Here is a 25,930-nt window from a genome sequence, read left to right on the forward strand (position 1 = left end):
GGCGGGCCGACGGGCGACATGCGCCCGCAGGCCCGCTCCCTTGGAGGCTACGGCTTCGCGGCGATGGAGACCTTCACGCCCTCGCTCCACGTCTTGTGCTCGTCCGCGTAGTACAGGTACGCGCGGCTGGCCGGGCCCGTGTACGTGCCGGGCACCGCGGCCACCAGGGACACCGGCACGTCGATGCGCTTGCGGGGCTCCATGCCGCGCCAGTACAGGACGACGTCGCGCCCGAGCACCTCGTACGCATCCACCACCTGCCGCTTCACCAGCTCCTTGAGCTGGTCATGCCGCACCTCCAGCCCGCCCGGCACGCCGAAGATGGCCACCGCCGTGGGCAGCTTCTGGCCCGTCCGGTTGGCAATCACCACCCGCGCCTCGGTGGGCTCGCCCTCGGTGAGGTCCGTCTTCGCCAGCACCACCTCCAGCGCCACCGGCGTCTCCTTCGAGCTGTCCGGCACCAGCGCGTTGTAGGTGACTTCCACCGAGTACGGCAGCTCCGCGCCGCCCTCCATCCGCAGCTCCACGCGGCGCTCACCCGCGCCGAGCAGCGCGCCCACGTCGGGCAGCTTGAGCGCTTCCTGCGTGGAGCCGTCGAAGCGGACCGGCTCGCCCACCGGACGGCCCTCCACGTAGACGCGCACCAGGCCCGGGGTGAGCTTGGAGGCGCGCGCCTTGTCGTAGGCGATGATGGCGCGCAGCGCGAGCACCGTGCTCTGCGTCGTCCCGTAGCGGCCGCCGTCGCTGGACTCCGCGAGGAACTTCATCGCGCGCTCCACGTTGCCCACGTAGGAGGAGTCACGCATCCAGGCCAGCGCCGCCAGCGCGGTGGTCTCGATGTTCAGCGTCTCCCCCGAGCTGCCCACGATGGACTGCGTCGAGCCGCCCACCACGCCGTCCTTGCCCTGCAGGGACGAGAGCCGACCCATCAGCGTCCGGGCCTCGGAGGTGTCACCAGCGAGCGCCATGGCGTTGGCCGCCAGCGCCACCACGTAGCTGTTGGTGCTCTTCGCCGCCGCGGCCTTCAGCGAGGCCACCTCCTTCGCCAGCTCCTTCGCCTGCGCGGCCGGCTTGCCCGCGCTCTCCAGCAGCGTCCAGAGGATGTACGCGTTCGACGTGTCCGGGTCCTCCACCCACACGTGCAGCGCGCGGCGCTTGCGGTTGAAGCCGCCCTGCCCGTCCCGCTGCTGGAGGAGCCACTCGCGCGTGCGCTCCAGCATCGCCGTGTCCACTTCGCGCACCTGGAGCATGTCCGTGAAGTGCAGCAGGCCGAACGCGGTCAGCGCCTCGTGGCCCGGGTTCTGCCCGAACCACTCGTAGCCCCTCTCGGACGTCTCGTAGCCCACCAGTCGCTGGTAGCCCCGCTCCAGCTTCTCGCGGGCGCTCGCCACCAGCTCCGGATTCACGCCGGTGTGCGTCTGGAAGTACTGCTGCGCCATCGTCATCGGGTACGTCGTGGAGCTGGTCTGCTCGAAGCAGCCGTAGGGCTCCTGGATGAGGCGGGCCAGAGACTCCGTCATGTTCGCCAGCGGGCCGGGGTAGATGGCGATGGACGTGCGCACGCTGCCGGGCACCACGCTCTCCGGGAGCACCACCCGGTGCGCGGCAGGGGCCTTCGGCGACAGCAGCCCGCCGAAGGACACGCGGCCCGGGAAACCCCGGGGCTTGATGGACAGCGTGCGGGTGACGACGTCCGTGTACTCACCGGCGCTCGCGGTGAGCTTCACGTCCACCGGCTGCGCCTCCTGGCCAATCTCCAGCGAGAAGAGCTGCCGGGCCCGCTCCTGCGAGGCCAGGTCCAGGTTGCGGCTGCCGGTGACCTTCACGTTCCCCTTCACCTCCACCTTCACCCCCGCCCCCGCCAGCTTCGCCTCCGTCCCGTTCACCAACGCCACCGGCAGCCGCACCACGTCTCCCGACGTGACTTCGAGGGGCAGCTTGGGCTCCGCGTAGAACGGCTGCACCGACTCCAGCTCCGCCACCGCCGAGCCGAGTGCACCGTCACCGCCCACCGCTCCCGCGAAGGCCTTGAACGTCGTCACCGAGTCGCTCATCGCGAAAGACACCCGCGCCTCGCCGGTGCGGGCATCCGTGCGCACCCCGGCGTTCCAGTAGAGCGTCTCCGCGAAGTCCACCCGGTCGCCCGCCTTGCGGTTCGGCCGCACCGTGTGCGCGAACTCGCGGAGGTAGACCAGCTGCCCCATGAGGACCTGCCGCTCATCGGCGCTCAGGTCCCGCTTCGCGCGCCGGGCCACCTTCTCCCTCGGTGCTTCCTCTTCCTTCAACTCGATCACGGGAGCCGGGCCGTCCGCGTCAGGCGGGGCAAAGGCAGCCGGAGCCCCGGGCGCCTGGGCCGGGGGCGGCACGGCAACCGCGTCGGCGACAGGCGCCATCTCCGGTTGCACGGCACCGAGGGCCATGCCGGCCCCCTCGTCGGCGAGCTCCGCGTCCTCCACCATCTCCTCCCGCTCCATCCGGGCCGCCGCCGGCCGCTGGGACGCCAGCCCGGCCATGGCCTTCCGGTCATCCATGGCGCCGCGTCCGATGCCCCTGCCGGTGGAAGGCCTGGGCCTGCGGACGGGCTCCTGCGGCCAGCGCACCGCGAGCACACGCATCGCCGCGTCACCGTGCCGGGCGAGGAAGCCCTGCGTGTCGGTCAGCGCGAAGCGCCGCCAGCCCTGCGTCCCCAGCAGCAGGTCCACCGCCAGCTTCGACTTCGGATTCTTCGCGTCGAGGTAGAGCTGCGCGTCGGCCAGCTCCTTCACCTCGGACTCCAGCAGCACCATCACCGGAAGCTGCGGCGCCTGGTCTCGCTTCTCCTGGAGCTCCAGCACCGCGTCATCCGTGACGGTGAGCATCACCAGCGCGGAGACGGGCTTGCCGTCGCGCGTGGTGCGGGCCGTGAGCTGCACCGGGCCGCCGGGCACGTAGCGCTTGCGGTCCGCCTTCAGCTCGACGGTGACTTCCTTCGAGGGCTGGCGGAACACCAGTCGCTCCGCGAGCGGCCGACCGTCGTGGTCCCACACCGTGGCGACGAGCACGCCGTCCGCCTCGCCCGGGTCCAACGTCACCGGCCCGCCCTGCTCGTCCCCGAGCACCGCCGAGGCGACGCGCACCTCGCGCTGGCTCAGCGTCACCGTCGCGCGGCCCACGCCGGACAGGCCCACCGCGAGCTGCACCAGCCGGCCCGCGGGCACCACGTCCTCGCGCGTGCGGATGATGGCGCCCCTGGGCTTCACCTCCGGCAGCGGGAAGCTCTTCTTGATGCCCGACGGCGCGTCGATGCGCAGCGCGTACTTCACGCCGGCCTGCGGGGTCAGCTCGAAGCGGCCACGGCCCTCGTGCTCCGAGCGCACCCTGGCGACCACGCGGCCGGTGCCCACCTCCACCACCCGGCCCGAGAGGTCCGCCGGCTTCTTCGCGGGCGTGCGCGCCTCGAAGTAGACGCGCGAGGTGAGGCCCGCCACCAGGTCGCCGCCCTCCGGGTACACGACCAGGTCCAGCGTCTGGAGGAGGATGGGAATCGTCTTCGCCGCGGACTCCACCACGCCCCCGTCCTCGATGGTGAAGGCCAGCGTGCCCTCACCGCGCTCCATCGCCGCCGGCAGCGGGAAGCGCACCGTGCAACGCCCCTTCCCGTCCACCGTGCACGGCACCTGCGCCGCGGTGACGCCGTCGACGAGCGCGGTGGCCGTCACCTTCGCGCCCTCGGGCACGCCGCCCTCCGCGCGCTTCACGTCCAGCGTGGCGGTGACGGTGTCACCCGGCCCGTAGCCGTCGCGGAGGAACTCAATCTGCGACTTGAGCCGGGGGGCCCGGTACGCGCGCACGTCGAACTTCCGCTCCGCGGGGGCCGCGCCCGTCCACGGGTAGGTGACGCGCAGGGTGTACTCGCCACCGGGCTGGCCGGCGGGAATGGGCCACCCGTACCCCCAGACGGCGTCCGCCGTGGACACCGTGCTGGTGGTGACGACGTCCCCCTTGGGCCCCCGCACCTCCAGTTGCGCCTGGAGCGAGCCCGCGTACGGCTTGCGGCTCAGCGCCTCCAGCACCAGGCCGCGCGCCAGCACCTGCTCTCCGGGGCGGTAGAGCGGCTTGTCGGTGGTGACGTGCGTCACATACCGGTTCGCACCGCCAAGCGAGCGTGTGGTGGCCCGGGCTGCGAGGACACGGGGTGACAGCAACGCGAGGAGGGCGACAAAGCCCAGGGACAGGAGAGCGCGCAAGGCGCGCGGGACTTGGAAGGTCATGGGGTCACTCAACGGGCGAGCGTGCCATAAGTTCTGGGCTCCCTGCTGAAGCACCCGGGCGGCCGGACGCGTCACGGCGGGCGGGCACCGGAGTCACACGCCGCCACGCCGCCATCTACCCAGGGGACCCCTCTGGAGGTGCGCCGTGCCAAACCCTCATTCCATCCTGAGCAACCCCAGCCTGCTTGCGCGTCACATCATCGAGTATGGAGCCCTGGAGGACGAACAGCCGCTGGAAGCCCTGGCCGTTCCGCGAGACAGGGCCCCGCTGGAGAAGGTGAACCTGGGGCTGAGCTATCCCGAAGGGCTGGCACCCACGCCCCAACCCCTTGCGCAGACCCCGGACCCCGGGGCGCCCCTGCCCGAGGCGGACTACCTGGTCGTCACCTGGACGGTGGCCGAGGTCGAGGCCCTGGCGGACACCCTCACCCCGGGCAGGCGGCGCGAGCGCTGGTACAACTACGACCGCGACTTCACGACGAAGTACCAGCCGAACATCCGCAAGGGTGCCCCATCGCAGCGGGTGAAGCGCCTGGGGAGCTATTTCCTCACGCGCATCGGCGACAAGCGGGTGCTGTGCTTCAAGTCGGAGCTGCACCTCAACCAGGACGGCGTCCGCACGGGCCAGGGCACCGCGACGCTGCCGGTGAAGGACCTGTTCCACCAGCTCATCCGCGAGGTGAAGCCGCGCATGGTGATTACCGTGGGCACCGCGGGCGCGACGTTTCCGGACCATGAACTGGGTGACGTCATCATCACCCGCGCCGCGAAGTTCCGACTGTCGATGGAGTTCCGCAACGAGCCCTTCAACGGGAAGACCTACCGCTGCGACTTCCCCATCCCCACCCAGCACTTCGAAGACGCGCACCGGTTGATGGCCCGCCACGCGGACCAGCTCCGCGAGCCTGACTTCGGGCCTCCCACCAAGCGCTACGCCTTCACCGGCCCCCTGTTGCCAGGCATCCGCAACACGCCCGACTTCAAGGTCGACGGGCGCGACATGCCCGCCTTCCACCCCATCCTCACCACCGACTTCTTCGAGTTCGGCACCTCGCGCAACGGGCTGGAGGCCGCTGGCGCGGGCGTGGAGATGGGAGACGCGGTGCTGGGCCTGGTGGCCGAGGAGCTGGGAGACCAGGCGCCCCTGTGGCTCGTCATCCGCAACGCGTCCGACCCGCAGATCAACGGCGACCTGCCCGACACGCCACGCGCGCTCAACATGCAGGCCCACTGGGCCGTCTGGTACTACGAGGCCTACGGCTACTGGACCAGCGTCAACAGCGCCCTCGCCACCTGGGCCATCATCGCGGGCCATGGCAATGACGCGTGAGCGCGCCCGTTCCCGGTTGGGTGTAACAATTCAGTAAACGAGACTAATCTGATTTAACTGTCAGACGCGTGTGCTTCCCTGCCGCCCTCACCTGGAGGAACGCAGATGAAGCCACGCAGCTCGTTTCCCGTTTCACGTCTCGGGGGTCTGGCCCTCGGGCTGGGCATGCTCGCCGCTCCGTTCGCGGACGCGGCTCCCGGCGCATTGCAGGAGCGCGCCCTCGCCAACAAGGCCCAGGCCCGGCGGCTGGTGGTGGATGCCCCGCTGGAGCGCCTGGTGGTGAAGTTCCACGAGGGCACGCGCGTGCGCCTGCGCGGCGGCCGCATGGTGGCGCTCACGCAGGAGCGCGGGCAGGACGAGCGCGCGCTGCTGTCACGACAGGGCCTGACGGATGCGCGGCTGGAGTCGGACGTGGCCTCGGTGCTCGCGCTGGTGGAGCGGGCGCCCCGCATCGGCGGCGTCGCGCGGCTGTTCAAGGAGGACGAGTCGCTCCTGGCCGAGCGCAAGCGCACCGGTGAGGAGCGCGGAGGCCGGCAGCTCGCGGACCTGGACCTGTACTTCGAGGTGCCGTTGCTGCCGGGCACCCGGGCCGAGGACGTGACCGCGCTGGTGGAGCGCCTCAACGCGCTGGACAGCGTGGAGGTGGCCTACGCCGAGCCCCGCCCCGAGCCCGCGATGGTGGACTTCGGGATGAGCGCGGCGGTGCGCAGCCTGCTGGCCGCGGCCGACCTGCCTCCCACCACCCCGCTGTACGAGGGCAATCAGGGCTACCTGAACGCGGCGCCCTCCGGCATCGACGCGCGGTATGCGTGGACGGTGGCGGGCGGCGCGGGCGCGGGCGTTCGCATCGTGGACGTGGAGGGCGGCTGGCGCACCACGCACGAGGACATGCCGGCCCTCTTCTTCCAGGGCGGTACCCAGGTCAACGACATCGGCTGGCGCAACCACGGCACCGCCGTGCTCGGTGAGATGGTCGGTGTCGCCAACGGCTACGGCGTGACGGGCATCGCCCACCAGGCCCAGGCCGGCGTGCAGAGCTACGCCGTGGGCACGGCGAGCGCCATCTCCTCCGCGGCGACCGCGGCTGGCAGCGGCGGCGTGGTGCTCATCGAGTTGCACTCCCAGGGCCCCTCGGACGGCACGGCGTGCACGTGCAACACCGGCCAGTGCAACTACATCGCGATGGAGTACTGGCAGGCCAACTACGACGCCATCGCCACGGCCACCGCCAACGGCGTCACCGTGGTGGAGGCGGCGGGCAACGGCAGCGCCAACCTGGACGCGGCCGCGTACGGCAATGCGTTCAACCGCACTGTGCGTGACTCGGGCGCCATCGTCGTGGGCGCCAGCACCGCCACCACCCGCGTGCCCATGTGCTGGACGAACTACGGCAGCCGCGTGGACGTCCACGGCTGGGGCGAGCAGGTGGTGTCGATGGGCTATGGCGACCTGTTCGCCAGCGGCGAGGACCAGTACTACACCGCCAGCTTCAGCGGCACGTCGAGCGCCTCGCCCATCGTGACGGGCGCCGCCGCGAGCCTCCAGGGTGTCGCCCGCGCCAGCGGCCGGGGCGCTCTCTCCCCGCTCACGGTGCGGCAGATTCTCGCGGAGACGGGGACGCCGCAGGCCGCGTCCAGCCAGAACATCGGGCGCCTGCCCGACCTGCGTCAGGCCATCACCCGCGTGCTCAACAGCGGCTCCTCGGTCTGCAAGGGTTCGACGCCGCAGGGCGCGACGAACTGGCAGGTCTACAGCCCGGACGACCTGTACCTGGATGTGAATACGGCGGGCTGCGGCTTCACGTCGACGCCGCTGTACTTCACGTCGCTGGGAGGGGCGAGCAGCCATTGGACGTCCTCCGGCGCCACGGCCATCTACACCCCGACGGCCACCGGCTTCCGCGTCTATGTCCGCAGCCCCGGCATCACCCCCGCCCAGGCCAACGCGTGGGGCTGGTACCTCAACTGGCAGGCCACGCCGAACAACCTGCATCAGCCTTCGCTCTGCACGGGGCAGACGGCGCAGGGCGCCACCAACTGGCAGGTCTACACCGCGGATGACGTGTACCTGGATGTGAATACGGCGGCCTGCGGCTTCGCGTCGACGCCGCTGTACTTCACGTCGTTGGGAGGGACGAGCAGCCACTGGGTGGCCTTGGGCGCCACGGCCATCTACATCCCGACGGCCACCGGCTTCCGCGTCTATGTCCGCAGCCCCGGCATCACCCCCGCCCTGGCCAATCAGTTGGGCTGGCACCTCAACTGGCAGGCCACGCCGAACAACCTGAACCAGCCCTCGCTCTGCACGGGGCAGACGACGCAGGGCGCCACCAACTGGCAGGTCTACAGCCCGAATGACGTGTTCCTGGATGTGAACACGGCGGGCTGCGGCTTCGCGTCGACACCGCAGTACGTCACGTCGCTGGGAGGGACGAGCAGCCACTGGGTGGCCTCCGGCGCCACGGCCATCTACACCCCGACGGCCACCGGCTTCCGGGTCTACGTCCAGCAGTCCGGCATCACCCCCGCCCTGGCCAACCAGCTGGGCTGGCACCTCAACTGGAGCGCGAGGTAGGCGAAGCCTCCGGGAGTGGGGAGCCATTCGTTGGCCACATGGCATGCGGGACGGGATGAAAACGCCCGTCCCGCTGTTCGCTCCCCCACTGCATGCGCCAGACCGTCTATATCCCCAGGTCTCGAAGGCTCCGGGGGCCCTGCCCCCGGGCCGGCGCTGTGGTCTCTCGTTCAGGAGCTTCACCTTGAAACATCCCCATCGACGTTTCCCGGTCGCGACGCGCGGCGTTGTGGCCGTGTGCGCCTCTGCTCTGATGACCTCGTGCGCGTCCTCCGCTCCGGCGGAGAAGACGCCGCCGCCCTCCACCCCCGCGGAGAGCCCCGCTCCCGCTCAGGCCCCCGCGGCTGCCGCTCCCGCCGCGCCGAAGCCGATGTACGGCACCTTCGGCTACGACTTCGCCGGCATGGACAAGGCCGTCAAGCCCGGGGACAGCTTCTACCGGTACGCCAACGGCACGTGGCTGGACAAGACGGAGATTCCCGCCGACCGCTCCAGCTACGGCATGTTCACGCGGTTGTCGGAGCAGGCCGACCAGCGCACCCGCGAGCTGATTGAAGCGCAGGTCCAGGCCACCGAGGGCAGCGAGGGCCGCAAGATCGGCGACGTCTTCGCCAGCTACCTCGACGAGGCCGGCATCGAGGCCAAGGGCACCGCCCCGCTGAAGCCCGAGTTGGACCGCATCGCGGCCATCTCCAACAAGAAGCAGCTGTCCACCGAGCTGGGCCAGAGCCTGCGCCCTGACGTGGACGCGCTCAACACGGGCAACGTCACCACGAGCCGCATCTTCGGCCTCTGGATTGCCGAGGACCTGAACGACCCGTCCCGCTACGCCCCGTACCTCCTCCAGGGCGGCCTGGGCCTGCCGGACCGCGACTACTACCTGGCCGACAACCCCCGCTTCAAGGAGGTGCGCCAGTCGTACCAGCAGCACATCGCCAACATGCTGAAGCTGGCGGGCCTGTCCGAGCCCGAGGCCCGCGCCGCCCGCGTGGTGGACCTCGAGACGAAGATTGCGAAGACGCACTGGGCCCAGGTCGACACGCGCGACATCACCAAGACGAACAACCCCTGGCCGCGCGAGCAGTTCGCGAAGAAGGCCCCGGGCTTCGACTGGAACGCGTTCTTCACCGCCGCCGGCCTCGCACAGCAGCCGCAGGTCATGGTGTGGCAGCCGAGCGCGCTGGTGGGCATCTCCAAGCTCGTCGGCGGCGAGCCGCTCCAGGCCTGGAAGGACTACCTGGCCTTCCGCGCCATCGCGCGCAACGCGGGCGTCCTGCCCAAGGCCTTCGTCGACGAGAGCTTCAACTTCAACGGCAAGACGCTGGCCGGTGCGAAGGAGCTGAGGGCCCGCTGGAAGCGCGCCATCGACTTCACCAACGGCACCATGGGCATGGCCGTGGGCAAGCTGTACGTGGAGAAGTACTTCCCGCCCGAGGTGAAGGCGGAGGCGGACACCATGGTCCGCAACATCGTCGCCGCGTTCGGCAAGCGCGTGGAAGCGCTGGCCTGGATGTCCCCCGAGACGAAGGCCCGCGCACAGGAGAAGGTCGGCACCCTCCAGACGAGCATCGGCAACCCGACGACGTGGCGGGACTACTCGACGCTGAAGATTGCCCGTGACGACGCGTACGGCAACGCCGAGCGCGCGTCGCTCTTCGAGCTCAAGCGCAACCTGGCCAAGCTGGGTCAGCCGGTGGACCGCACCGAGTGGTTCATGGTGCCGCAGCTGGTGAATGCGCTGAACTCGCCGCAGCAGAACTCCATCATCTTCCCCGCCGCCATCCTCCAGCCGCCCTTCTTCGATGCGAACGCGGACCCGGCGGTGAACTACGGCGGCATCGGCGCCGTCATCGGCCACGAGATTTCCCACAGCTTCGACGACACCGGCGCGAAGTTCGACGCGCGCGGCAAGCTGTCCAACTGGTGGACGAAGGAGGACGAGGCGCGCTTCCAGGCCGCCGGCAAGGCGCTCACCGAGCAGTACAACGCCTACCAGCCGCTGCCGGACCTGCACGTCAACGGCGACCTGACGCTCGGCGAGAACATCGCGGACGTGGCGGGCATGGCCGTGGCGTATGACGCCTACAAGCTGTCGCTCGGCGGCAAGCCGGCGCCGGTGATTGACGGCTTCACCGGCGACCAGCGCTTCTTCCTCGGCTTCGCCCAGGTGTGGCGCAACAAGTACCGCGAGCCGCTGCTGCGCCGCATCCTGCTGACGGACGGGCACTCGCCCGGCGAGTACCGCGCGTCCACGGTGCGCAACAACGACGCCTGGTACCAGGCCTTCGACGTCCAGCCCGGCCAGAAGCTGTTCCTCACGCCTGACCAGCGCGTCCGCATCTGGTAGCCCGCAGGTACTGATGGACCCGCCCGAGGAAGGCGGGACGGAGCCCCCGTCCCCCGCCTCGGGCGGTTCTGTTTTCAACTGAACACCTCCGCCTACGCTCGGGGCGCGCAACCCGCGCTGCTTCGTGCCTCCGTATTCCGGTTGGCACGACGTCCGACATCTCGAGCGAGGCACCATGAAAGTCCAAGGCACGGCCCTCCGCCGTGGCATTTCGACAGCAGTGCTCGCGGCGACGCTCCTCGTGAGCGCCACCGCTTCCGCCGCACACTTCACCCTCTTCGAGAGTGGCCAGGTCCGGCCCCTGGCGCTCTCTCCCAATGGCAGGCTCCTCTTCGCCGCCAACACGCCGGACAACCGCCTGGAGATCTTCCAGGTGGAGACCAGCGGCCTCGTCCACAAGGGCTCGGTGCCCGTGGGCCTGGAGCCCGTCGCCGTCGCGGCGCGCACCAATGACGAGGTCTGGGTCGTCAACCACCTCTCCGACAGCATCAGCGTCGTGCGCATCGACACGAGCGGGAGCAGCGGCGCGGTGACGCGAACGCTGCTCGTGGGTGACGAGCCCCGCGACATCGTCTTCGCGGGCACGGGCCGCAAGCGCGCCTTCATCACCGCCGCGCACCGGGGGCAGAACGTCCCGTTCGACCCGCAGCTCACCACGGAGGGCGTCGGCCGCGCCGACGTCTGGGTGTTCGACTCGGACAACCTGGGCGCGTCGCTGGGCGGCAACCCGCTCACCATCATCCCCCTCTTCGGCGACACGCCCCGCGCGCTCGCGGTGACGCCGGACGGCTCGCGCGTCTATGCGGCGGTGTTCCACTCCGGCAACCGCACGTCGGTGGTGCACGAGAGCCTGGTGCCCAACGGCGGCGAGGCGGCGGGCGGCGTCCCCGGCCCCAACGTCAACGTCCAGGGGCTGCCGGCCCCGGAGACGTCCGTCATCGTCAAGTACAACGGACAGGACTGGCTGGACGTGCTGGGCCGTCCGTGGACGCAGCAGATGCCCTTCTCACTGCCGGACAAGGACGTGTTCGCCATCTCCGCCACGGCCAACCCGCCCGCGCAGGTGTCCGGCACCGCGGGCTTCTACACGGGCGTGGGCAGCATCCTGTTCAACATGGCCGTCAACCCCGTGAGCAGGAAGGTCTACGTCAGCAACACCGAAGCGCGGAATGACCTGCGCTTCGAGGGCCCCGGCACCTTCGCCGGCAGCACCCTCCGCGGGCACCTGCACGAGAGCCGCATCACCGTGCTGGGCACGGGCAGCGTCGCGCCCCGGCACCTCAACAAGCACATCAACTACGCCGTCTGCTGCGCGCCGGTGCCCAACGCGGAGAGCGAGAAGAGCCTCGCGCAGCCGCTGGGCATGACGGTGACGTCCGACGGCGCCACGCTGTACGTCGCGGCGTTCGGTTCATCCAAGCTGGGCGTGTACTCCACGGCCGCGCTTGAGGCGGACAGCTTCGTGCCGAGCACGGCGAACCAGATTCCGCTCACCGGCGGCGGCCCCACGGGCGTGGTGCTGGACGAGGCGCGCGGGCGCCTCTACGTGCTCACGCGCTTCGACAACGCCATCTCCGTGGTCAACACCACCACGCACCAGGAGGTGGCCCACCTGCCCATGTTCAACCCGGAGCCGGCGAGCATCGTGGAGGGGCGCCCGTTCCTCTACGACGCGCGCAACAGCTCCAGCCATGGCGACGCGTCCTGCGCGAGCTGCCACATCTTCGGTGACTTCGACAGCCTCACCTGGGACCTGGGCAACCCGGACGGCGTCGTGAAGGCCAACTTCAACCCCGTGGTGCCCGTGCTGCCGGAGTTCGGCCCGGACGCCACCTTCGGACAGGACCCGTCCTTCCACCCGATGAAGGGCCCCCTGGCCACGCAGAGCCTGCGCGGCATGGCCAACCACGGCGCCATGCACTGGCGCGGTGACCGCACCGCCGGCGCCGAGGCCCCCAGCATCCAGCCCAACAGCGGCGCCTTCGACGAGGCGGCGGCGTTCAAGCAGTTCAACCCGGCGTTCATGGACCTGCTCGGGCGCAGCTCGCAGCTCCCCGCGGAGGACATGCAGAAATTCACCAACTTCATCCTCCAGGTGACGTACCCGCCCAACCCCATCCGCAACCTGGACAACGCGCTCACGCCGCAGCAGCAGGCGGGCCGCGACTTCTTCGTCGGCACCACCAGCTTCTTCCACGGCTCGTGCGAGTCCTGCCACCGGGTGGACGTGAATGCGAATCCGGGCGAGGGCCCCTTCAAGGGCTTCTTCGGCACGGACGGCAAGTCGTCCTTCGACGCGGAGCCGCTGTTCCCCAAGGTTCCGCACCTGCGGAACATGTACCAGAAGGTCGGCATGTTCGGCGCCGGCTTCGCCTTCGGCAACTCGCCGGCGGATTCGTTCCTCGGTGACCAGGTGCGCGGCATCGGCTTCAACAGCGACGGCGCCATTCCCACGCTGTTCCACTTCAACAGCGGGTTCGACTTCCACCCCATCTTCAACTCCGTCGGCATCCCCGACACGCCGGAGGGCTTCGCGGCGAAGAAGAACATGGAGCTGTACATGTTCGCCTTCGAGAGCAACCTGGCGCCCATCGTCGGACAGCAGGTGACGCTCACCGCGAGCAACCCGTCCGTGGCGGGCCCGCGCATCGACCTGCTGCGCCAGCGCGCGGACGCGGGCGAGTGCGACCTGGTGGCGAAGGGACGCGTCTCGGGCCACGACGTGGGCCTGCTGTACCTGGGCGGCGCGCAGTTCAAGGCAGACCGGGCGGCGCTGCCCCTGGTCTCCGACGCGCTCCTGCGGCAGGGCATCGTCCAGGCCAACGGCGTGCTGACGTACACGTGCACGCCGCCGGGCTCGGGCCAGCGCATCGGCATCGACCGGGACCTGGATGGCGTCCTCGACGGCGACGAGTAGCGAGAGCGCGGCGATGAGCGCTCCCGACGCACTCTGAGGGAAGGAAAGAGGCGGGAAGGCGGTATACGGTCCGCCTTCCCGCCCATCCGGCACCTCGGAGAACGAACATGATTGCCCCCGGACCGACGCTCGAGACCGCACGCCTCATCCTCCGCCCCACGGCGCTGGAGGACCTGGACGGCTACTCGGCGCTCATCGCGGACCCGGAGTCCGCGCGCTTCATCGGGGGCGTGCAGCCGCGTGCCATGGCCTGGCGGGCGATGAGCGCCATGGCGGGCTCGTGGGCGCTGCAGGGCTTCGGCATGTTCTCCGTGCTGGAGAAGTCCACGGGCCAGTGGCTGGGACGCATCGGCCCGTGGAAGCCGGAGGGCTGGCCGGGCACGGAAGTGGGCTGGGGCCTGCTGCGCAGCGCCTGGGGCAAGGGCTACGCCACCGAGGCGGCGGCGGCGGCCATCGACTGGGCCTTCGACACTCTCGGGTGGACGCAGGTCATCCACTGCATCGTGCCCGAGAACACCCCGTCCGCGGAGGTCGCCCGGAAGCTGGGCTCGAAGAAGATCGGGCCGGTGACGCTGCCGCCGCCGCATGACACCACGTTCATCGAGGCGTGGGGTCAGAGCCGCGAGGAGTGGCGGGCCCGGCGGAAGTGAGCCCTCAGGGCGTGGGCCGCGCGGGCAGGGGCAGCGGCCCCACCTCGGCGAACTTCTGCCGGGTGATGGCGGGCCCGAAGCTCGGGTAGCGGCACGGGCGGCCCACGTCGTCCTTCGACTCGTGGAGCTCCAGTTCCGGCACGTCCGGCAGGTAGCCGATCCGCAGCGTCACCGAGCGCAGCGTGGCCAGGTCGAGAGGGCGCGGGTCGCGGTACGGCATGTCCTGACGCGGCGGCAGGCGTACGCGAATCTCCCCCGAGAGCGACTCCCCCGGCGACAGCTTGCGCACGCAGGGCACCTCGGGCGCCTCCACCTCGATGTCGTCCGGCACGGGCAGCAGCGCCCGCGTCAGGACGAGCACGCCGTCCCGGGCCTCCACGTACGCGCGCTCCGGCTCCAGGTGATGGTAGCCGGCGGGGCTGGTGCTGAAGAGCTGATCCACCACCCACACGGGGGCCTCCCCGTGAAGCGAGTAGCGCACCACGAGCGCGTCCTGCGTGAAGCGCACCTCGGTGACGCGCAGCATGCCGCTCGACTCCTGGACCGCCGCCATGGGCTTCTTCCCTTCCGCCTGCGCCGTGGCGGGCTGGCTCCGTGCACAGGCCCCGAGCATGACCAGGATGCAGGGGAGGATACACGCCGCGGCACGGGCCGGATGTCTCAAGTTGCCCTCCTCGAAACGGTTGTGGCGTGCCCTGCCATGGAGGATTCCCGATGGGCACGAGCGCGGGGCTTCCGCCGAGGCCGAGCGGCCCACGAGGGACGTGCCGCCACGCGACTGCCGGCGGGCGGTGGGGCTCGTTCATGACGCGGTCGGCGCCAGCGCGCATCCCCCTTCGGGCGGCGACTGGCGGAAGGAATGTTCCTTCCGCCGTCGCCGGCCGCCGGGGACCGCACCTTCACGTCATCCTGGAATCAGTACCGGGGCCGCGTGGGCAGGTTCAGCTCGTCGCGGTAGTCGTTCTCGTTGATGTGGCCGGGGTGCTGGTTCGGCGTGGTCGCATTGGCGTCGTGGTCGTACGGCAGGCCCACCGCCGCCAGCTCGCGGTTGTTCACCCCGCCCGTCTGGCCCGGGGCCAGCGTGCCAGTGGTGTAGTTGTAGGCGTGCACCATCTCGTGGAAGAGGCCGACGACGGGCGGGCGGTTCTGCCAATCCTCACCGCCCAGCGAGATGCGCTCGGGGTAGTAGTTGATGACCGCGTCCGAGCCACTCCCCGGGGTACCATCCGGCTTCAGCCAGGCGTTGGTGCCGTCCGTCGCGCCCGCGGTGTTGCCCGCGGCCGGATTCGTCTGGAGGCGGATGGTGGTGGTGTGGCCGCTGTTGTCGAGCGCCGTGAGCATCTCCCGGCCCTGAGGGGTGGAGCGCAGCGCGTCCAGGTCGGACTGCACACGCGCCTGGAAGGCGGCATCGCCCTCGATGACGATGGAGCTGCCGGGGACATTGCCGGCGGCGTTATTCGTGTTCAGGTCCACCGTCGTCACGGTGTCGCCCGCCCGCTGCGCCCTCGACCCGTACCGGACGTCGTCCGTCTGGGTGAAGAGCGTGTCGCGGCCGGTGCCTCCGTTGACCCGGTCCCTGCCCTCGCCCGCGGCGACCACGTCGTCGCCAGCGCCGCCGTTCAGCGTGTCGTTGCCACGGCCGCCCATCACCTGGTCATTGCCGGTGCCGCCGCTGATGGTGTCATTGCCCTCGCCACCGTCGACGTAGTCGCGGTCCGCCCCGCCCGTAATCGTGTCGTTGCCGCCCAGGCCGTACACGACGTCGCGGCCCGCGCCACCCTGGATGCGGTCGTTGCCCGCCCCGCCCTGGATGTAGTCATCCCCGGCCCCGCCCACGAGCGTGTTCCGGCCAGCGCCGCCGATGAGCGTGTCGTTGCCGTCGCCGCCCTCGATGCGGAGGTTCGCCGTCACGTCGCCGTCCACCGCGATGCGGTCATTGCCGTTGCCGCCGCGGATGGTGACGTTCCGCGCCTGCTCCGCGGTCAGGTTGACGCTGGTGCCGTCGGAGGTGATGGTCAGCCCGCCGTCACGACCGCGGGACACCGTGGCCTGCTTGCCACCATCCCCCAGGTCCACCACCGTCTGCCCGGCACGGTTCGTGGTCACCTGCGGCCCGACGGGAGTCGGAGTCGTCGGGGTCGGGGGCGGGGTCGCTTCACGGGCACCGCCGGTCAGGTCCAGCCTGCCCGTCTGGCGCGACGTGGCCTCGAAGCTGTCGGTGGCGAGCCGGTTGCGCACCTGCTGGCCCACCGGGTCCTGCCTGGGGGCGGCGTTCGTGGGCCTCGCGGTCTCGACGCGCGGCTCGACCCGGGGCTGGGTGCGCTGCGTCGAAGGAGCTCCGCCACCACCGATGCGATTCGTGCTCATGGAATTCCTCTTGCGAAGGCCTGTTTCGAATTATCGGTGGGTGTGGGTAGGAGTTGCGTCTCCACGAAAATCCCCTAGCGCCGCTTCGTCTTCTGGGCGGCCGCCTTCGCGGCGAGGGCGTCGTAGAGCTTCTTGTCCTGCTCGAGCGTGTCCACCGCGGCCTTCGACAGGTACATGACCTCCGTCCTCGCGTCGAAGGTCAGCGCCGTGGGCATCTTGTAGACGAAGTCCTGGTCCTTCCGCGTCACGCTCACGGGCCCGTCCGGCGGGGTGCCGAAGCCGGTGAGCACGACGAGCCCGTCGTCGTGGCGGAAGGCCACTCCGGACTGGAAGCGCGACGCGGTCATGGTGTTGAACTCGACCGTGAGCCCCTCGATGCCCAGCTCCCGGGGCGCACCCTGCTTCCCGACCCACTCCTGCCGCAGCTTCGGCAATTCCGTGGGGACGAACTTCGAGTAGGCGCCCACGACGCCATCCAGGCAGAGGAGTCGTCCGTCCCGGGGGACCAGCGCGGCCGCGCTGAGGAAGTTGGAGCCGTAGGGGCACTTCTTCACGCCCAGGGCCGCGACGTCGACCTGCACGGGAGCGGTGAGGTTCAGCGCTCGGGAGACCATGTCGTGCGTCCCCAGATAGCTGAACGGGTTGCACTCCTCCGTGTTGAGCCCGCGCGGTACGGGGCCCTTCGCCGCGGCCTCGAGGTCCGCCTGCTCGTCGTGCTTGGACTCCTCCACGTAGAGGACCTTGTAGGGAGTCTTGTCACCCTTGGGCTTCTGGAGCAGGGCCCTCAGCCCGTTCATCGCCATGGAGCCCTCCGCGGGCACCTCCGTCGCCGCCTGGACGCGCTCGCGATCCCTCGCGTACAGGGCGCGGATGGCTTCGTCGCACCGCGTCTTGCCGATGATGAGGCCATCCACCGCCTGCTCGGAGGCGAGCGCGGGGCCGGCGAGACCCACGAGCAGGATGGCGACACGGACGACCCGGGCACGGCGGTTCATGGCCAGTCTCCCCTCTCGCCGGGACGGGCGCCCGTCTCGGCTGGCTGGTGGCGAAGCAGGCGCATGCTAGCACCCGCCCGCAGGCGCCCTCCCCGGCCAGGGCCGCCTGCCCGCCTCCTGGGGGTCCTGGCACCCAAATCGTCAGGAAAGTCGGGAAGTTGAGAGACCGGCCGAGCGCGTGTTACGACCGCAGCCGGCCAAGTCGCCCCTCTCCCGCATTGGCCATTCGGAGCCGGCTTTCATGAGTGAGCGCAACGACGTCCCGCGGCCCGCTGTCCCCGTGGCCTCTCCGCCCATGTCTGGAGCGTCCGCGACGCCCGCGGCAACGGCCACCGAGACGCTTGCCCAGGCCGCCAGCCAGCTTCCCGCGCCTCCCAACACCAGCGCCGAGGATGAGGCCCGCGAGCGCATCGCCTCGCTGGAGCGCGAGGCGAAGGCCCTGAGCACCACCGAGCCGCAGGCCGCCGCCCTCCTCTTCCACGAGGTGGGCCTCCTCTGGGAGGAGCCGCTGAAGAATCCGCGCAACGCCGCGGTGGCCTTCCAGAGCGCGTACAAGCTGGCGCCCCGGTACCTCGTCAACATCCGCGCCGCGCGCCGCCTCTTCGCGGACGTGGGCAACTGGCAGATGGTCCTGCAACTGCTGGACGCCGAGCTGGCCGCCACCGGGGACGTGCGCCATCAGGCCGCGCTGCTCTTCGAGAAGGGCATCGTCCTCCAGGAGCGCCTGTCCCGCGACGAGGAGTCCACCGCCTGCCTCAAGCTGTGCCTGGAGCGCCGGCCCACGGACGTCGTCGTCCTCACGCAGCTCGAGTCCGTCTACGCCGCGCGCAACGACTCGCACGCGCTGGTGGAGGTGTACCGGCTGCTCTCCGCCGCCGTGCAGCAACCGTCGCTGCGCGCGCACTACCTCACCGCCGCGGGCCTGCTGATGGAGGAGCGGCTGAAGCAGAGAGACCCGGCCGCCGTCCTCTTCCGCCAGGCCTTCGCCCTGGACCGCACGGACCTGCAATTGCTGGCGGCGATGAAGCGGCTGTCCGAGCGCGAGGGCAAGACGGACGAATTGCTCGAGGTGCTGGCCGCCGAGGCCGCCGCCCTGGGCCCGCAGGCAGCGCCCGCGTATCTGCAGATCGCCAAGGTGTGTGAGCGCGCGGACCGCAAGGGCGAGGCGCTGGCGGCGCTGCTGGACGCGCGCAGCGTGGCGCCCAACGAGCCGCTGGTGCTGAGCGAGCTGGCCGGCATCTACGAGACGCAGGGCCGCTTCGAGGAGCTGGCGGACGTGCTGCTGGCGCGCGTGGGCTCGCTCAACGACGAGAGCGAGCTGGTGGCCACCAACCTCCGGCTGGCCGCGCTCTACGAGGAGACGCTCAAGCGCGAGGCGGACGCGGCCGCGCGCTACCAGGCGATTGTCGCGCGCATCCCCGGCCATGCGGCGGCGCTCGCGGGCCTGGGCAAGCTCTACTACCGCATGCAGAACTGGGAGGGGCTGGTCTCCGTGTTCGACGCGGAGGTGGCCGCCGCCGAGGACGCGAAGCAGAAGGCCGCCCGCATGTACAAGGCGGCGGAGATCCTGGAAGAGCGGTTGGGCCGTCAGGAAGACGCCATCACCCGCTACAACACCTGCCTCCAGCTCCAGCCCGGCTACCTCCCCGCGCAGAAGGCCCTCACCCGCCTCTACGAGCGCCAGGGCCGCTTCGCGGAGCTGGTGGCCATGTACGAGCAGGACCTGCTCCAGACGTCGGACCGCGACCAGCTCATCACCACGCTGAACAAGATGGCGGTGGTGTACGAGGACCGCCTGGGTGATTTGGACCACGCCATCGAGTGCATGAAGCGCATCCTCGACCTGGCGTCGGACCACCTGCCCACCATCCGCAACCTGGCGCGACTGTACGAGCGGGCCTCGCGCTTCCGCGAGCTGCTGGAGACGAACGACCTGGAGGCGTCGCTCGCCGGTGACACCAAGCAGGTGCTGTCTCTGCTGCACCGCAACGCGGAGATCCTCGACGAGCACCTGAAGGACCGCGCGGGCGCCATCTCCGCCTACGAGCGCGTGCTGGCGCTGTCGCCGTCGTACCTGCCCGCGCTCAAGGCGCTGGGCCGGCTGTACGCGCAGGACGGCCGCTGGGCGAAGCTCATCGACATGTACCGGGCGGAGTCGGAGGCCTCTCCCTCCACCGAGCAGGCCGCGGCGCTCATCTACAAGATTGGCGAGCTGTACGAGCAGAAGCTGCAGATGGAGAGCGAGGCCATCGCCTCGTTCAACGAAGCGCTGATGCTGGCCCCCAGCTACTTCCCCGCGCTGCGCGCGCTGGCCCGCATCTACCGCTCCGCCGGTGCGTGGGAGAGCCTGGTCGAGGTGCTGCGCGCCGAGGCCGCCAACCGCACGGACCCGATGGAGCGCGCCAACGCGCTCTACCAGGCGGCGACCATCTGGGAGGACCAGCTCCAGCGGCCGCAGCTCGCCATCGACACGTACCAGGAGGTGCTGCGCCTGACGCCCGGCCACGCCGCCACGCTGCGCGCGCTGGAGCGGCTGTACCTGGCCCAGGACAACGTGAAGGAGTTGGTGTCCATCCTGGACCGCGAGACGCAGGTGGGCGGTACGCCCTCGGCCAAGGTGACGGCGTACCTGAAGCTGGCGCGGCTGTACCTGGACCGCTTCCAGGAGCCGTCGCGCGCGGCCCAGTGCAGCGAGGCCGTGCTTGGGCTGGACCCCGGCAACCTCACCGCACTCACGCTGCTGGAGCGCATCCGCGCCTCCGACCGCCCCCGCCGCGCCGAGCTGCGCCAGCGCATCGCCGAGCGCGTGAATGACCCGCGCCTGGCCACCGCGCTGCGCCTGTCCGCCGCGCTCGACCTGGACAAGACGCCCGCCGAGGGGACGCTGGAGGCGTACAAGCGCGCCTTCGAGGCGGACCCGGGCGACGCGCGGCTCGCCTTCGTGCTGGAGCGCGGGCTGCGCCAGGCGGGTGATGCCGCGGGCCTCGCGCGCCTCTACACCATGCGGCTGGCGGCGGCGCAGGACGCCGACGAGGCGCTGGAGATGCTGCTGCGCACCGCCGAGCTGGCGGACGCGCGCTTCAACGACGTGGAGCGCGCGACGGCCCTCTACCGCCAGGCGCTGGAGTTGCAGCCGACGTGCCTGCCCGCGCTGCAAGGGGCGCGGCGCGTGGCGCTCAAGCGCGGGGATTTCTCCGGGGCACGGACCGCCCTGGAGGCCGAGGCCCGCGTGAGCCGGGACCCACGCGGCGCCATCGAAGCCCTCCTCGCAGCGGCGAGGCTGGCCGCGGGCAAGCTGGGGGACTCGGACGGGGCGACGGCGCTGTACCGGCAGGCGCTGGAGAAGGACCCGCTGCACCCGGCCGCGCAGGCGGGCTTGGAAGAATTGCTCGCGCAGCGTGGCGGCTCGGCGGACCTGGCGGCGCTGCAGGAGCGGCGTGCCGAGGCGAAGCTGGCGCTGAAGGACGGCGCGGCGGCGGCCACGGCCTTCGTCGGCGCGGCGCGGCTGTACCACACGGCGCTGAATGACAGGCCCCGCGCACTGGCTCATCTGGAAAAAGCGCTGGCCGCACAGCCGGGCTTCCCCGAGGCGCTGGAGCTGCGAGGCACGCTGCTGCTGGAGGCACAGCAGTACCCCGAGGCCGCGGCCATGCTGAGCCAGCGCGTGCAGCAGGGCGGAGACCCGCGGGCCATGGCGCAGCTCCACCTGACGCTGGGCACCCTGTACGCGACGCATTTGAACGACCCGGGCCGCGCGGCGGCTCATCTCCAAACGGTGCTGGCCACCATGCCCCGCAACCTGGAGGCGCTGGAGCGGCTGGCCGCGCTGCACGCGCAGGGCCGCAACTGGGCGGGCGCGGTGGACTGCCTGCACAAGCTGTTGCAGCAGGAGCTGTCCGTGGACGTGCGGGCGCGCTTCACGCTGGAGCTGGCACGCACCTACGACGAGGGCCTGGGCGACGCGGCGGCGGCCACCCCGCTCTACCGTCGCGCGCTCGAACTGACGCCGGGCAACCCGGCGCTGGTGGAGCGGCTGGTGGTGCTCTACGAGCGCGCGCGCAACCTGCCGGAGCTGGCGCAGATGCTGGATGCGCAGGCCCAGGCGCAGATGGCGGTGGACCCGAAGCGCGCGGCGACGATGCGGATGCGGGTGGCGGACCTCTACTCGGGCCCGCTGTCCGAGCCGGCCCGTGCCACGGCGCTGTACCGGCAGGTGGTGGACTCGGACGGCACCAACCTGACGGCGCGGGCGGCGCTCGCGGAGCTGTACGCACGCGACACCACGTCCGTGCCCATGGCGATCGAGGAGCACCGGCAGATCCTCCGCCAGGACCCGACGCGGGTGGACAGCGTGCACGCGCTGTTCAAGCTGTGGGAGGGCATGAAGCAGCTCGACAAGGCGTTCTGCGCGGCGTCGGTGTTGCAGTTCATGCGCTCGACGAACGAGGTGGAGATGGCCTTCTACACGGAGGCCCGCACCCGGCTGGCGACGGAGGCGCGCGAGGCGCTGGGCTCCGCGGACGTGGACGCGGTGCTGATGCACCCGGCGGCGCGCGGGCCCATGCTGGAGGTGCTGCGCGCGGTGGGAGACCAGTTGGAGAAGGTCTACCCGCCGAGCTTCGACATCGTCGGCGTCAACCCCAAGGCCGACAAGCTGAAGCCGGACTCCGCGGTGTTCAAGGCCATGCGCACGGTGGCGCAGATCTTCGGCGTGGAGGAGTTCGAGGCGTACCAGGCGCGGCGCGGGCTGACGGTGCTGGAGACGACGGAGCCGCTGGCGGTGTGCATCGGCCAGGACGTGGTGCGCCGCTTCAACGCACGTGAGCAGAAGTTCCTGCTGGGGCGCGCGGCGCTGGGCCTGCTGAACAAGACGGCGGTGCTGGAGAAGCTGTCGCAGGGCGAGACGGCGGACCTGTTCGGCAACTCCATCCGCATCCACGCGCCGCAGTTCACCACGCTGGGCCGGCGCAACGACGAGTCGGTGAAGCAGCTGCGCAAGGCGTATTCGCGCAAGGCGCTCAAGGCGCTGGAGATTCCGGCGATGGCGGTGGGCGAGCTCCAGAAGGTGGACCTGCCGATGTGGCTGGACGCGCTGGACTACTCGGCGGACCGGGCGGGCCACCTCATCTGCGGCGACGTGTCCGTGGGCCTGAGCATGGTGCTGCGCGAGGACCCGAACTTCGCCGGCGCGCGCCTGGACAGCCCGGAGCCCGTGCTCCAGGCCATCCGCGAGGGCGAGCGGCTGCGCACCCTGCTGGCCTGGTCCTTCACCGATGACTTCTTCCGGCTGCGCCAGCGGCTGGGGCTGTCGCTGTAGCTACTCCCGCCGCAACACCGCACCCTCGGGCAGGCCCTTGACGATGCGCTCCAGCGCGTCGTCCACGGGGCCGCGCTCGAGGGACTCCACCGTCACCTTCACCCGGTAGTCCTTGCCCGGGTCGAACTCTGGATACGAGCCGATGGCCACGTGCGGCATGTCCAGCGCCACGCGGTCCAGCACCGCGGCAATCTCGCTCTCACCCAGGCGCAGGTAGAGGCTGTTCAGCACCACCGGCGTCCCGCTCAGGCGCCCGAGCACCGTCTCCAGCTGCATCCGGAAGAGCTGCGGTACTCCGGGCAGCAGGTACACGTCCTCCACCGTCAGCACCGGGTACCAGGTGCCCGCCTGGGGCAGCAGCACGGCGCCCTCGGGGGCGTCCGCCAGCCGCATGCCCTCGGGCGTCACCTGGCCGCCGGGCGCCCGCGCGGTGATGAGCTCCACCATCTCCGGCAGCCGGACCACCGGCTTGCCCATGGCCAGCGCCACCGCGCGCACCGTGACGTCGTCGTGCGTGGGACCGATGCCGCCGCTGGTGAAGACGTGGCGCGCCTTCTGGCGGGCCCTCGCCACAGCGCTCACGATGGCGTCCACGTCATCGAGGACGATTTCCACCGAGTGCAGCGGAATGCCCACCTCGCGCAGCCGCTTGATGAGGTGGGGCCCGTTCAGGTCCGTGACCTTCGCGGTCAGGACCTCGTTTCCGATGATGACCGCCGCTGCGCCGGTGCGCTCCATGCGAGGCCGGACTCTAGCCCGGCTCAGCGCTTCCGGCCGAGCAGCTTGCGAATCTCCTTCAGCGAGGCCTCCGTCACCGCCTCGATGCCCTGCTCGCCGTCGATGTGGACGATGCGCTCGCGCTTCTCGAGCAGCTTGATGGCCGCGACGTACTGCTTCGCGATGCGCCGCTGGGCCTCGTCCGCCTCGAACAGCTCCGGTGCCCCGCCACGGGCCGCGCGCCGGCGGGCCGCCACCTCGGGCTTCACGCCGACGAACAGCGTCAGGTCCGGAGACACCGCGCACGCATTCACCGCGTCCACCCACTCCATGGGCAACGTCGCCCCCTGGTACGCGAGCGACGACAGCACGTAGCGGTCACACAGGACGACCTTGCCCTCGGCCAGCGCCGGCAGCACCCGCGCCGCGAGGTGGTCCGTCCGGTCCGCCGCGAACAGCAGCGCCAGCGTCTCCGGCGTCAGCGGCCCCGCCCCACCGGGCAGGCCCAACCGCCCCGTGAGGGCCTGGCGAATCATGGTGCCCACGGGCCCGTCGGAGGGCTCGCGCGTGGTGAGCACCGCGTGCCCCTCCGCGCGCAGCACCGCCGCCAGCCGCTCCACCTGCGTGGTGGTGCCGGCGCCGTCGAGTCCCTCCAGGACGATGAACCGCCCCTTGCGGACGGCCTTGCGCGCGGCGCTCACCGGGGCAGCAGCGCCGCGGGGTCGTCCAGCCGCAGCTGGCGACGCAGCTCCATCATCGTCTCGTAGCCCTTCAGCTCCTCCACCAGCACCTTGCGGCCCGTGCGGTAGTGGCGGAAGGCGTACACCAGCAGCGCCAGCGTCAGCAGCGTCGCGCCCCACGCCAGCATCGGCGTGCGGAGGGAGTCATAGAAGAGCTTGCCCGCCGCGCCGCCAATCAACAGGGCGGCGATGGTGGAGACGCCCGTATGGGCGAAGTGCGTGGTGCTCTGGCGGACGGACAGGCTCTCTTGAAGCTGGTCGAGCTGCGTCCTCAAATCCTGGGTATCGGCGCTCATCACGAACCGCGGACCCTACCTCAGCGTGCCCCACCCGTCGAGTCGCCACCCCGGCCAGCGACCGACCGTCGGCCCTCCAACGGCCCCTCCGCCTGCCAGAGAGAGAGCCCTGCCCGGCTCATCCGCCCCATCACCGGAACGCACAGCGTCCAACAGGTTGCCTTGCGAGCCCGGAGCGTGCGCGCTACATGCGCCAGGGCATGCAGCCCTCCCGGCGGACCGACACCTCCATGAGTCACGACTCCCAGCTCTCCTCCATCGAGGACGCCATTCGCGACATCCGCGACGGCAAGTTCGTCATCGTCGCGGACGACGAGGACCGTGAGAACGAGGGTGACCTCATCATGGCGGCGGAGAAGGTGACGCCCGAGCACCTCGCCTTCATGGTCCGCCACACCAGCGGCATCGTCTGCCAGCCCATGCTCGCCGAGCGCCTGGACGCGCTCCGCCTGCCGCAGATGGTGGCGGACAACACCGAGTCCCACCGCACCGCATTCACCGTCTCCGTGGACTTCCGCCACGGCACCTCCACCGGCGTGTCCGCGGCGGACCGCGCGAAGACCATCCGCGCGCTGGTGGACCCCAACAGCAAGGCGGACGACTTCCTGCGCCCCGGCCACATCTTCCCGCTGCGCTACCGCGAGGGCGGCGTCCTGCGCCGCGCCGGCCACACCGAGGCCACGGTGGACCTGTCCCGCCTCGCCGGCCTGGAGGCGTCCGGCATCCTCTGCGAGCTGGTGAAGGACGACGGCACCATGATGCGGATGCCGGACCTGATGGCCTTCGCCCGCGAGCACAAGCTGGCGGTCATCACCATCGCCGACCTCATCGAGTACCGCCGCCGCAAGGACCGGCTGGTGCGCCGCGAGCCCGGCCAGCACACCGTCACCACCCGCTACGGTGAGTTCACCGCGCTCACGTACACCTGGCTGCCGGACGGCGCGAAGTCGCTGGTGCTCGTGAAGGGCGACCCCGCGGCCCGGCCCAGCACCCTGGTGCGGCTGCATGCCGCGTGCGCAATGGGCGACGTGTTCGGTTCCCCGACCTGCAGCTGCAACGTGCTGCTGGACCAAGCGCTCGCGCGCATCTCCCGCGAGGGCAACGGCGTGCTCGTGTACCTGCCCGGCATGCACGGTGACGACTTCGGCATCCACCACAAGCGCAACACCGACGGCAGCAGCGGCCCGACGCGCGGCCCGCAGGACTCGCGAGATTTGGGCATGGGCTGCCAGATCCTCAACGACCTGGGCGTGCGCTCGCTCCAGGTGATGACCAACACGGACATCACCTACCGCGGCCTCGCGGGCTTCGGCCTCACCATCGACAAGCGCGTGCCGCTGCTCGCGGACTGACGCGCACCGGGGCCCGGCTCCTGGGCCCCGGACGTACTGCGCGCCTGGAAGGCGCCAGCGGCTGGGGCTGCCTCCGAG

General features: G+C 70.8%; 14 protein-coding genes. 7 read left to right on the forward strand and 7 right to left on the reverse strand.

All coding sequences use genetic code 11. From position 1 onward, the window contains the following. Positions 1–47 precede the first annotated feature (47 nt). A complete protein-coding gene (locus OV427_RS00125) occupies positions 48–4,250 on the reverse strand; it encodes an MG2 domain-containing protein (protein WP_267854086.1) in 4,203 nt (1,400 codons plus the stop codon). Positions 4,251–4,395: 145 nt separating this feature from the next. Here OV427_RS00125 and OV427_RS00130 point away from each other — a divergent pair, with 145 nt between their 5' ends. The 5 genes from OV427_RS00130 to OV427_RS00150 all read left to right on the forward strand — a co-directional run bounded on the left by OV427_RS00130 (position 4,396) and on the right by OV427_RS00150 (position 14,068). Next, positions 4,396–5,580 carry a hypothetical protein gene (locus OV427_RS00130; RefSeq protein WP_267854087.1) on the forward strand — a complete coding sequence of 395 codons (1,185 nt, stop codon included), beginning with the start codon at positions 4,396–4,398 and terminating at the stop codon, positions 5,578–5,580. A 105-nt stretch (positions 5,581–5,685) separates the two neighbouring features. After that, positions 5,686–8,154: a S8 family peptidase gene (locus OV427_RS00135; RefSeq protein WP_267854088.1), complete on the forward strand. Its 2,469-nt coding sequence runs from the start codon at positions 5,686–5,688 to the stop codon at positions 8,152–8,154. A gap of 184 nt (positions 8,155–8,338) precedes the next feature. After that, positions 8,339–10,501: a M13 family metallopeptidase gene (locus OV427_RS00140; protein ID WP_267854089.1), complete on the forward strand. Its 2,163-nt coding sequence runs from the start codon at positions 8,339–8,341 to the stop codon at positions 10,499–10,501. Between the two features lie 175 nt (positions 10,502–10,676). Further along, positions 10,677–13,418, forward strand: a complete 2,742-nt coding sequence (locus OV427_RS00145; protein WP_267854090.1) for a YncE family protein — start codon at positions 10,677–10,679, stop codon at positions 13,416–13,418. 107 nt (positions 13,419–13,525) lie between these two features. Further along, positions 13,526–14,068, forward strand: coding sequence for a GNAT family N-acetyltransferase (locus OV427_RS00150; protein WP_267854091.1), 543 nt, complete (start codon positions 13,526–13,528; stop codon positions 14,066–14,068). A 4-nt stretch (positions 14,069–14,072) separates the two neighbouring features. Here the strand turns inward: OV427_RS00150 and OV427_RS00155 are convergent, their stop codons facing one another. The 3 genes from OV427_RS00155 to OV427_RS00165 form a co-directional block, all read right to left on the reverse strand. Then, positions 14,073–14,732 carry a hypothetical protein gene (locus tag OV427_RS00155; protein WP_267854092.1) on the reverse strand — a complete coding sequence of 220 codons (660 nt, stop codon included), beginning with the start codon at positions 14,730–14,732 and terminating at the stop codon, positions 14,073–14,075. A 251-nt stretch (positions 14,733–14,983) separates the two neighbouring features. After that, positions 14,984–16,435 (reverse strand): M91 family zinc metallopeptidase, encoded by a 1,452-nt coding sequence (locus OV427_RS00160; protein ID WP_267854093.1) that lies wholly within the window; start codon positions 16,433–16,435, stop codon positions 14,984–14,986. 74 nt (positions 16,436–16,509) lie between these two features. Next, positions 16,510–17,430, reverse strand: a complete 921-nt coding sequence (locus OV427_RS00165) for a hypothetical protein (RefSeq protein WP_267854094.1) — start codon at positions 17,428–17,430, stop codon at positions 16,510–16,512. Between the two features lie 241 nt (positions 17,431–17,671). Here OV427_RS00165 and OV427_RS00170 point away from each other — a divergent pair, with 241 nt between their 5' ends. Then, a complete protein-coding gene (locus OV427_RS00170; RefSeq protein ID WP_267854095.1) occupies positions 17,672–22,747 on the forward strand; it encodes a tetratricopeptide repeat protein in 5,076 nt (1,691 codons plus the stop codon). On the opposite strand, the gene OV427_RS00175 is transcribed toward OV427_RS00170, so the two are convergent. Genes OV427_RS00175 through OV427_RS00185 form a run of 3 tightly spaced genes read right to left on the reverse strand, consistent with a single transcriptional unit; the run spans position 22,748 to position 24,500 of the window. Beyond that, the gene (locus tag OV427_RS00175; RefSeq protein WP_267854096.1) at positions 22,748–23,485 is read right to left on the reverse strand and encodes a competence/damage-inducible protein A; all 738 of its coding nucleotides are present in this window, start codon (positions 23,483–23,485) and stop codon (positions 22,748–22,750) included. A gap of 23 nt (positions 23,486–23,508) precedes the next feature. Continuing rightward, positions 23,509–24,165: a dTMP kinase gene (gene tmk / locus OV427_RS00180; protein ID WP_267854097.1), complete on the reverse strand. Its 657-nt coding sequence runs from the start codon at positions 24,163–24,165 to the stop codon at positions 23,509–23,511. Continuing rightward, the gene (locus OV427_RS00185; protein ID WP_267854098.1) at positions 24,162–24,500 is read right to left on the reverse strand and encodes a hypothetical protein; all 339 of its coding nucleotides are present in this window, start codon (positions 24,498–24,500) and stop codon (positions 24,162–24,164) included. Before OV427_RS00185 ends, tmk begins: the two co-directional genes overlap by 4 nt. 200 nt (positions 24,501–24,700) lie before the next feature. On the opposite strand from OV427_RS00185, the gene ribB reads away from it, so the two are divergent. Further along, the gene (gene ribB / locus OV427_RS00190; protein ID WP_324290047.1) at positions 24,701–25,852 is read left to right on the forward strand and encodes a 3,4-dihydroxy-2-butanone-4-phosphate synthase; all 1,152 of its coding nucleotides are present in this window, start codon (positions 24,701–24,703) and stop codon (positions 25,850–25,852) included. The last annotated feature ends 78 nt before the right edge of the window (positions 25,853–25,930 follow it).

It is taken from the genome of Pyxidicoccus sp. MSG2 (assembly GCF_026626705.1).
Lineage (GTDB): Bacteria > Myxococcota > Myxococcia > Myxococcales > Myxococcaceae > Myxococcus.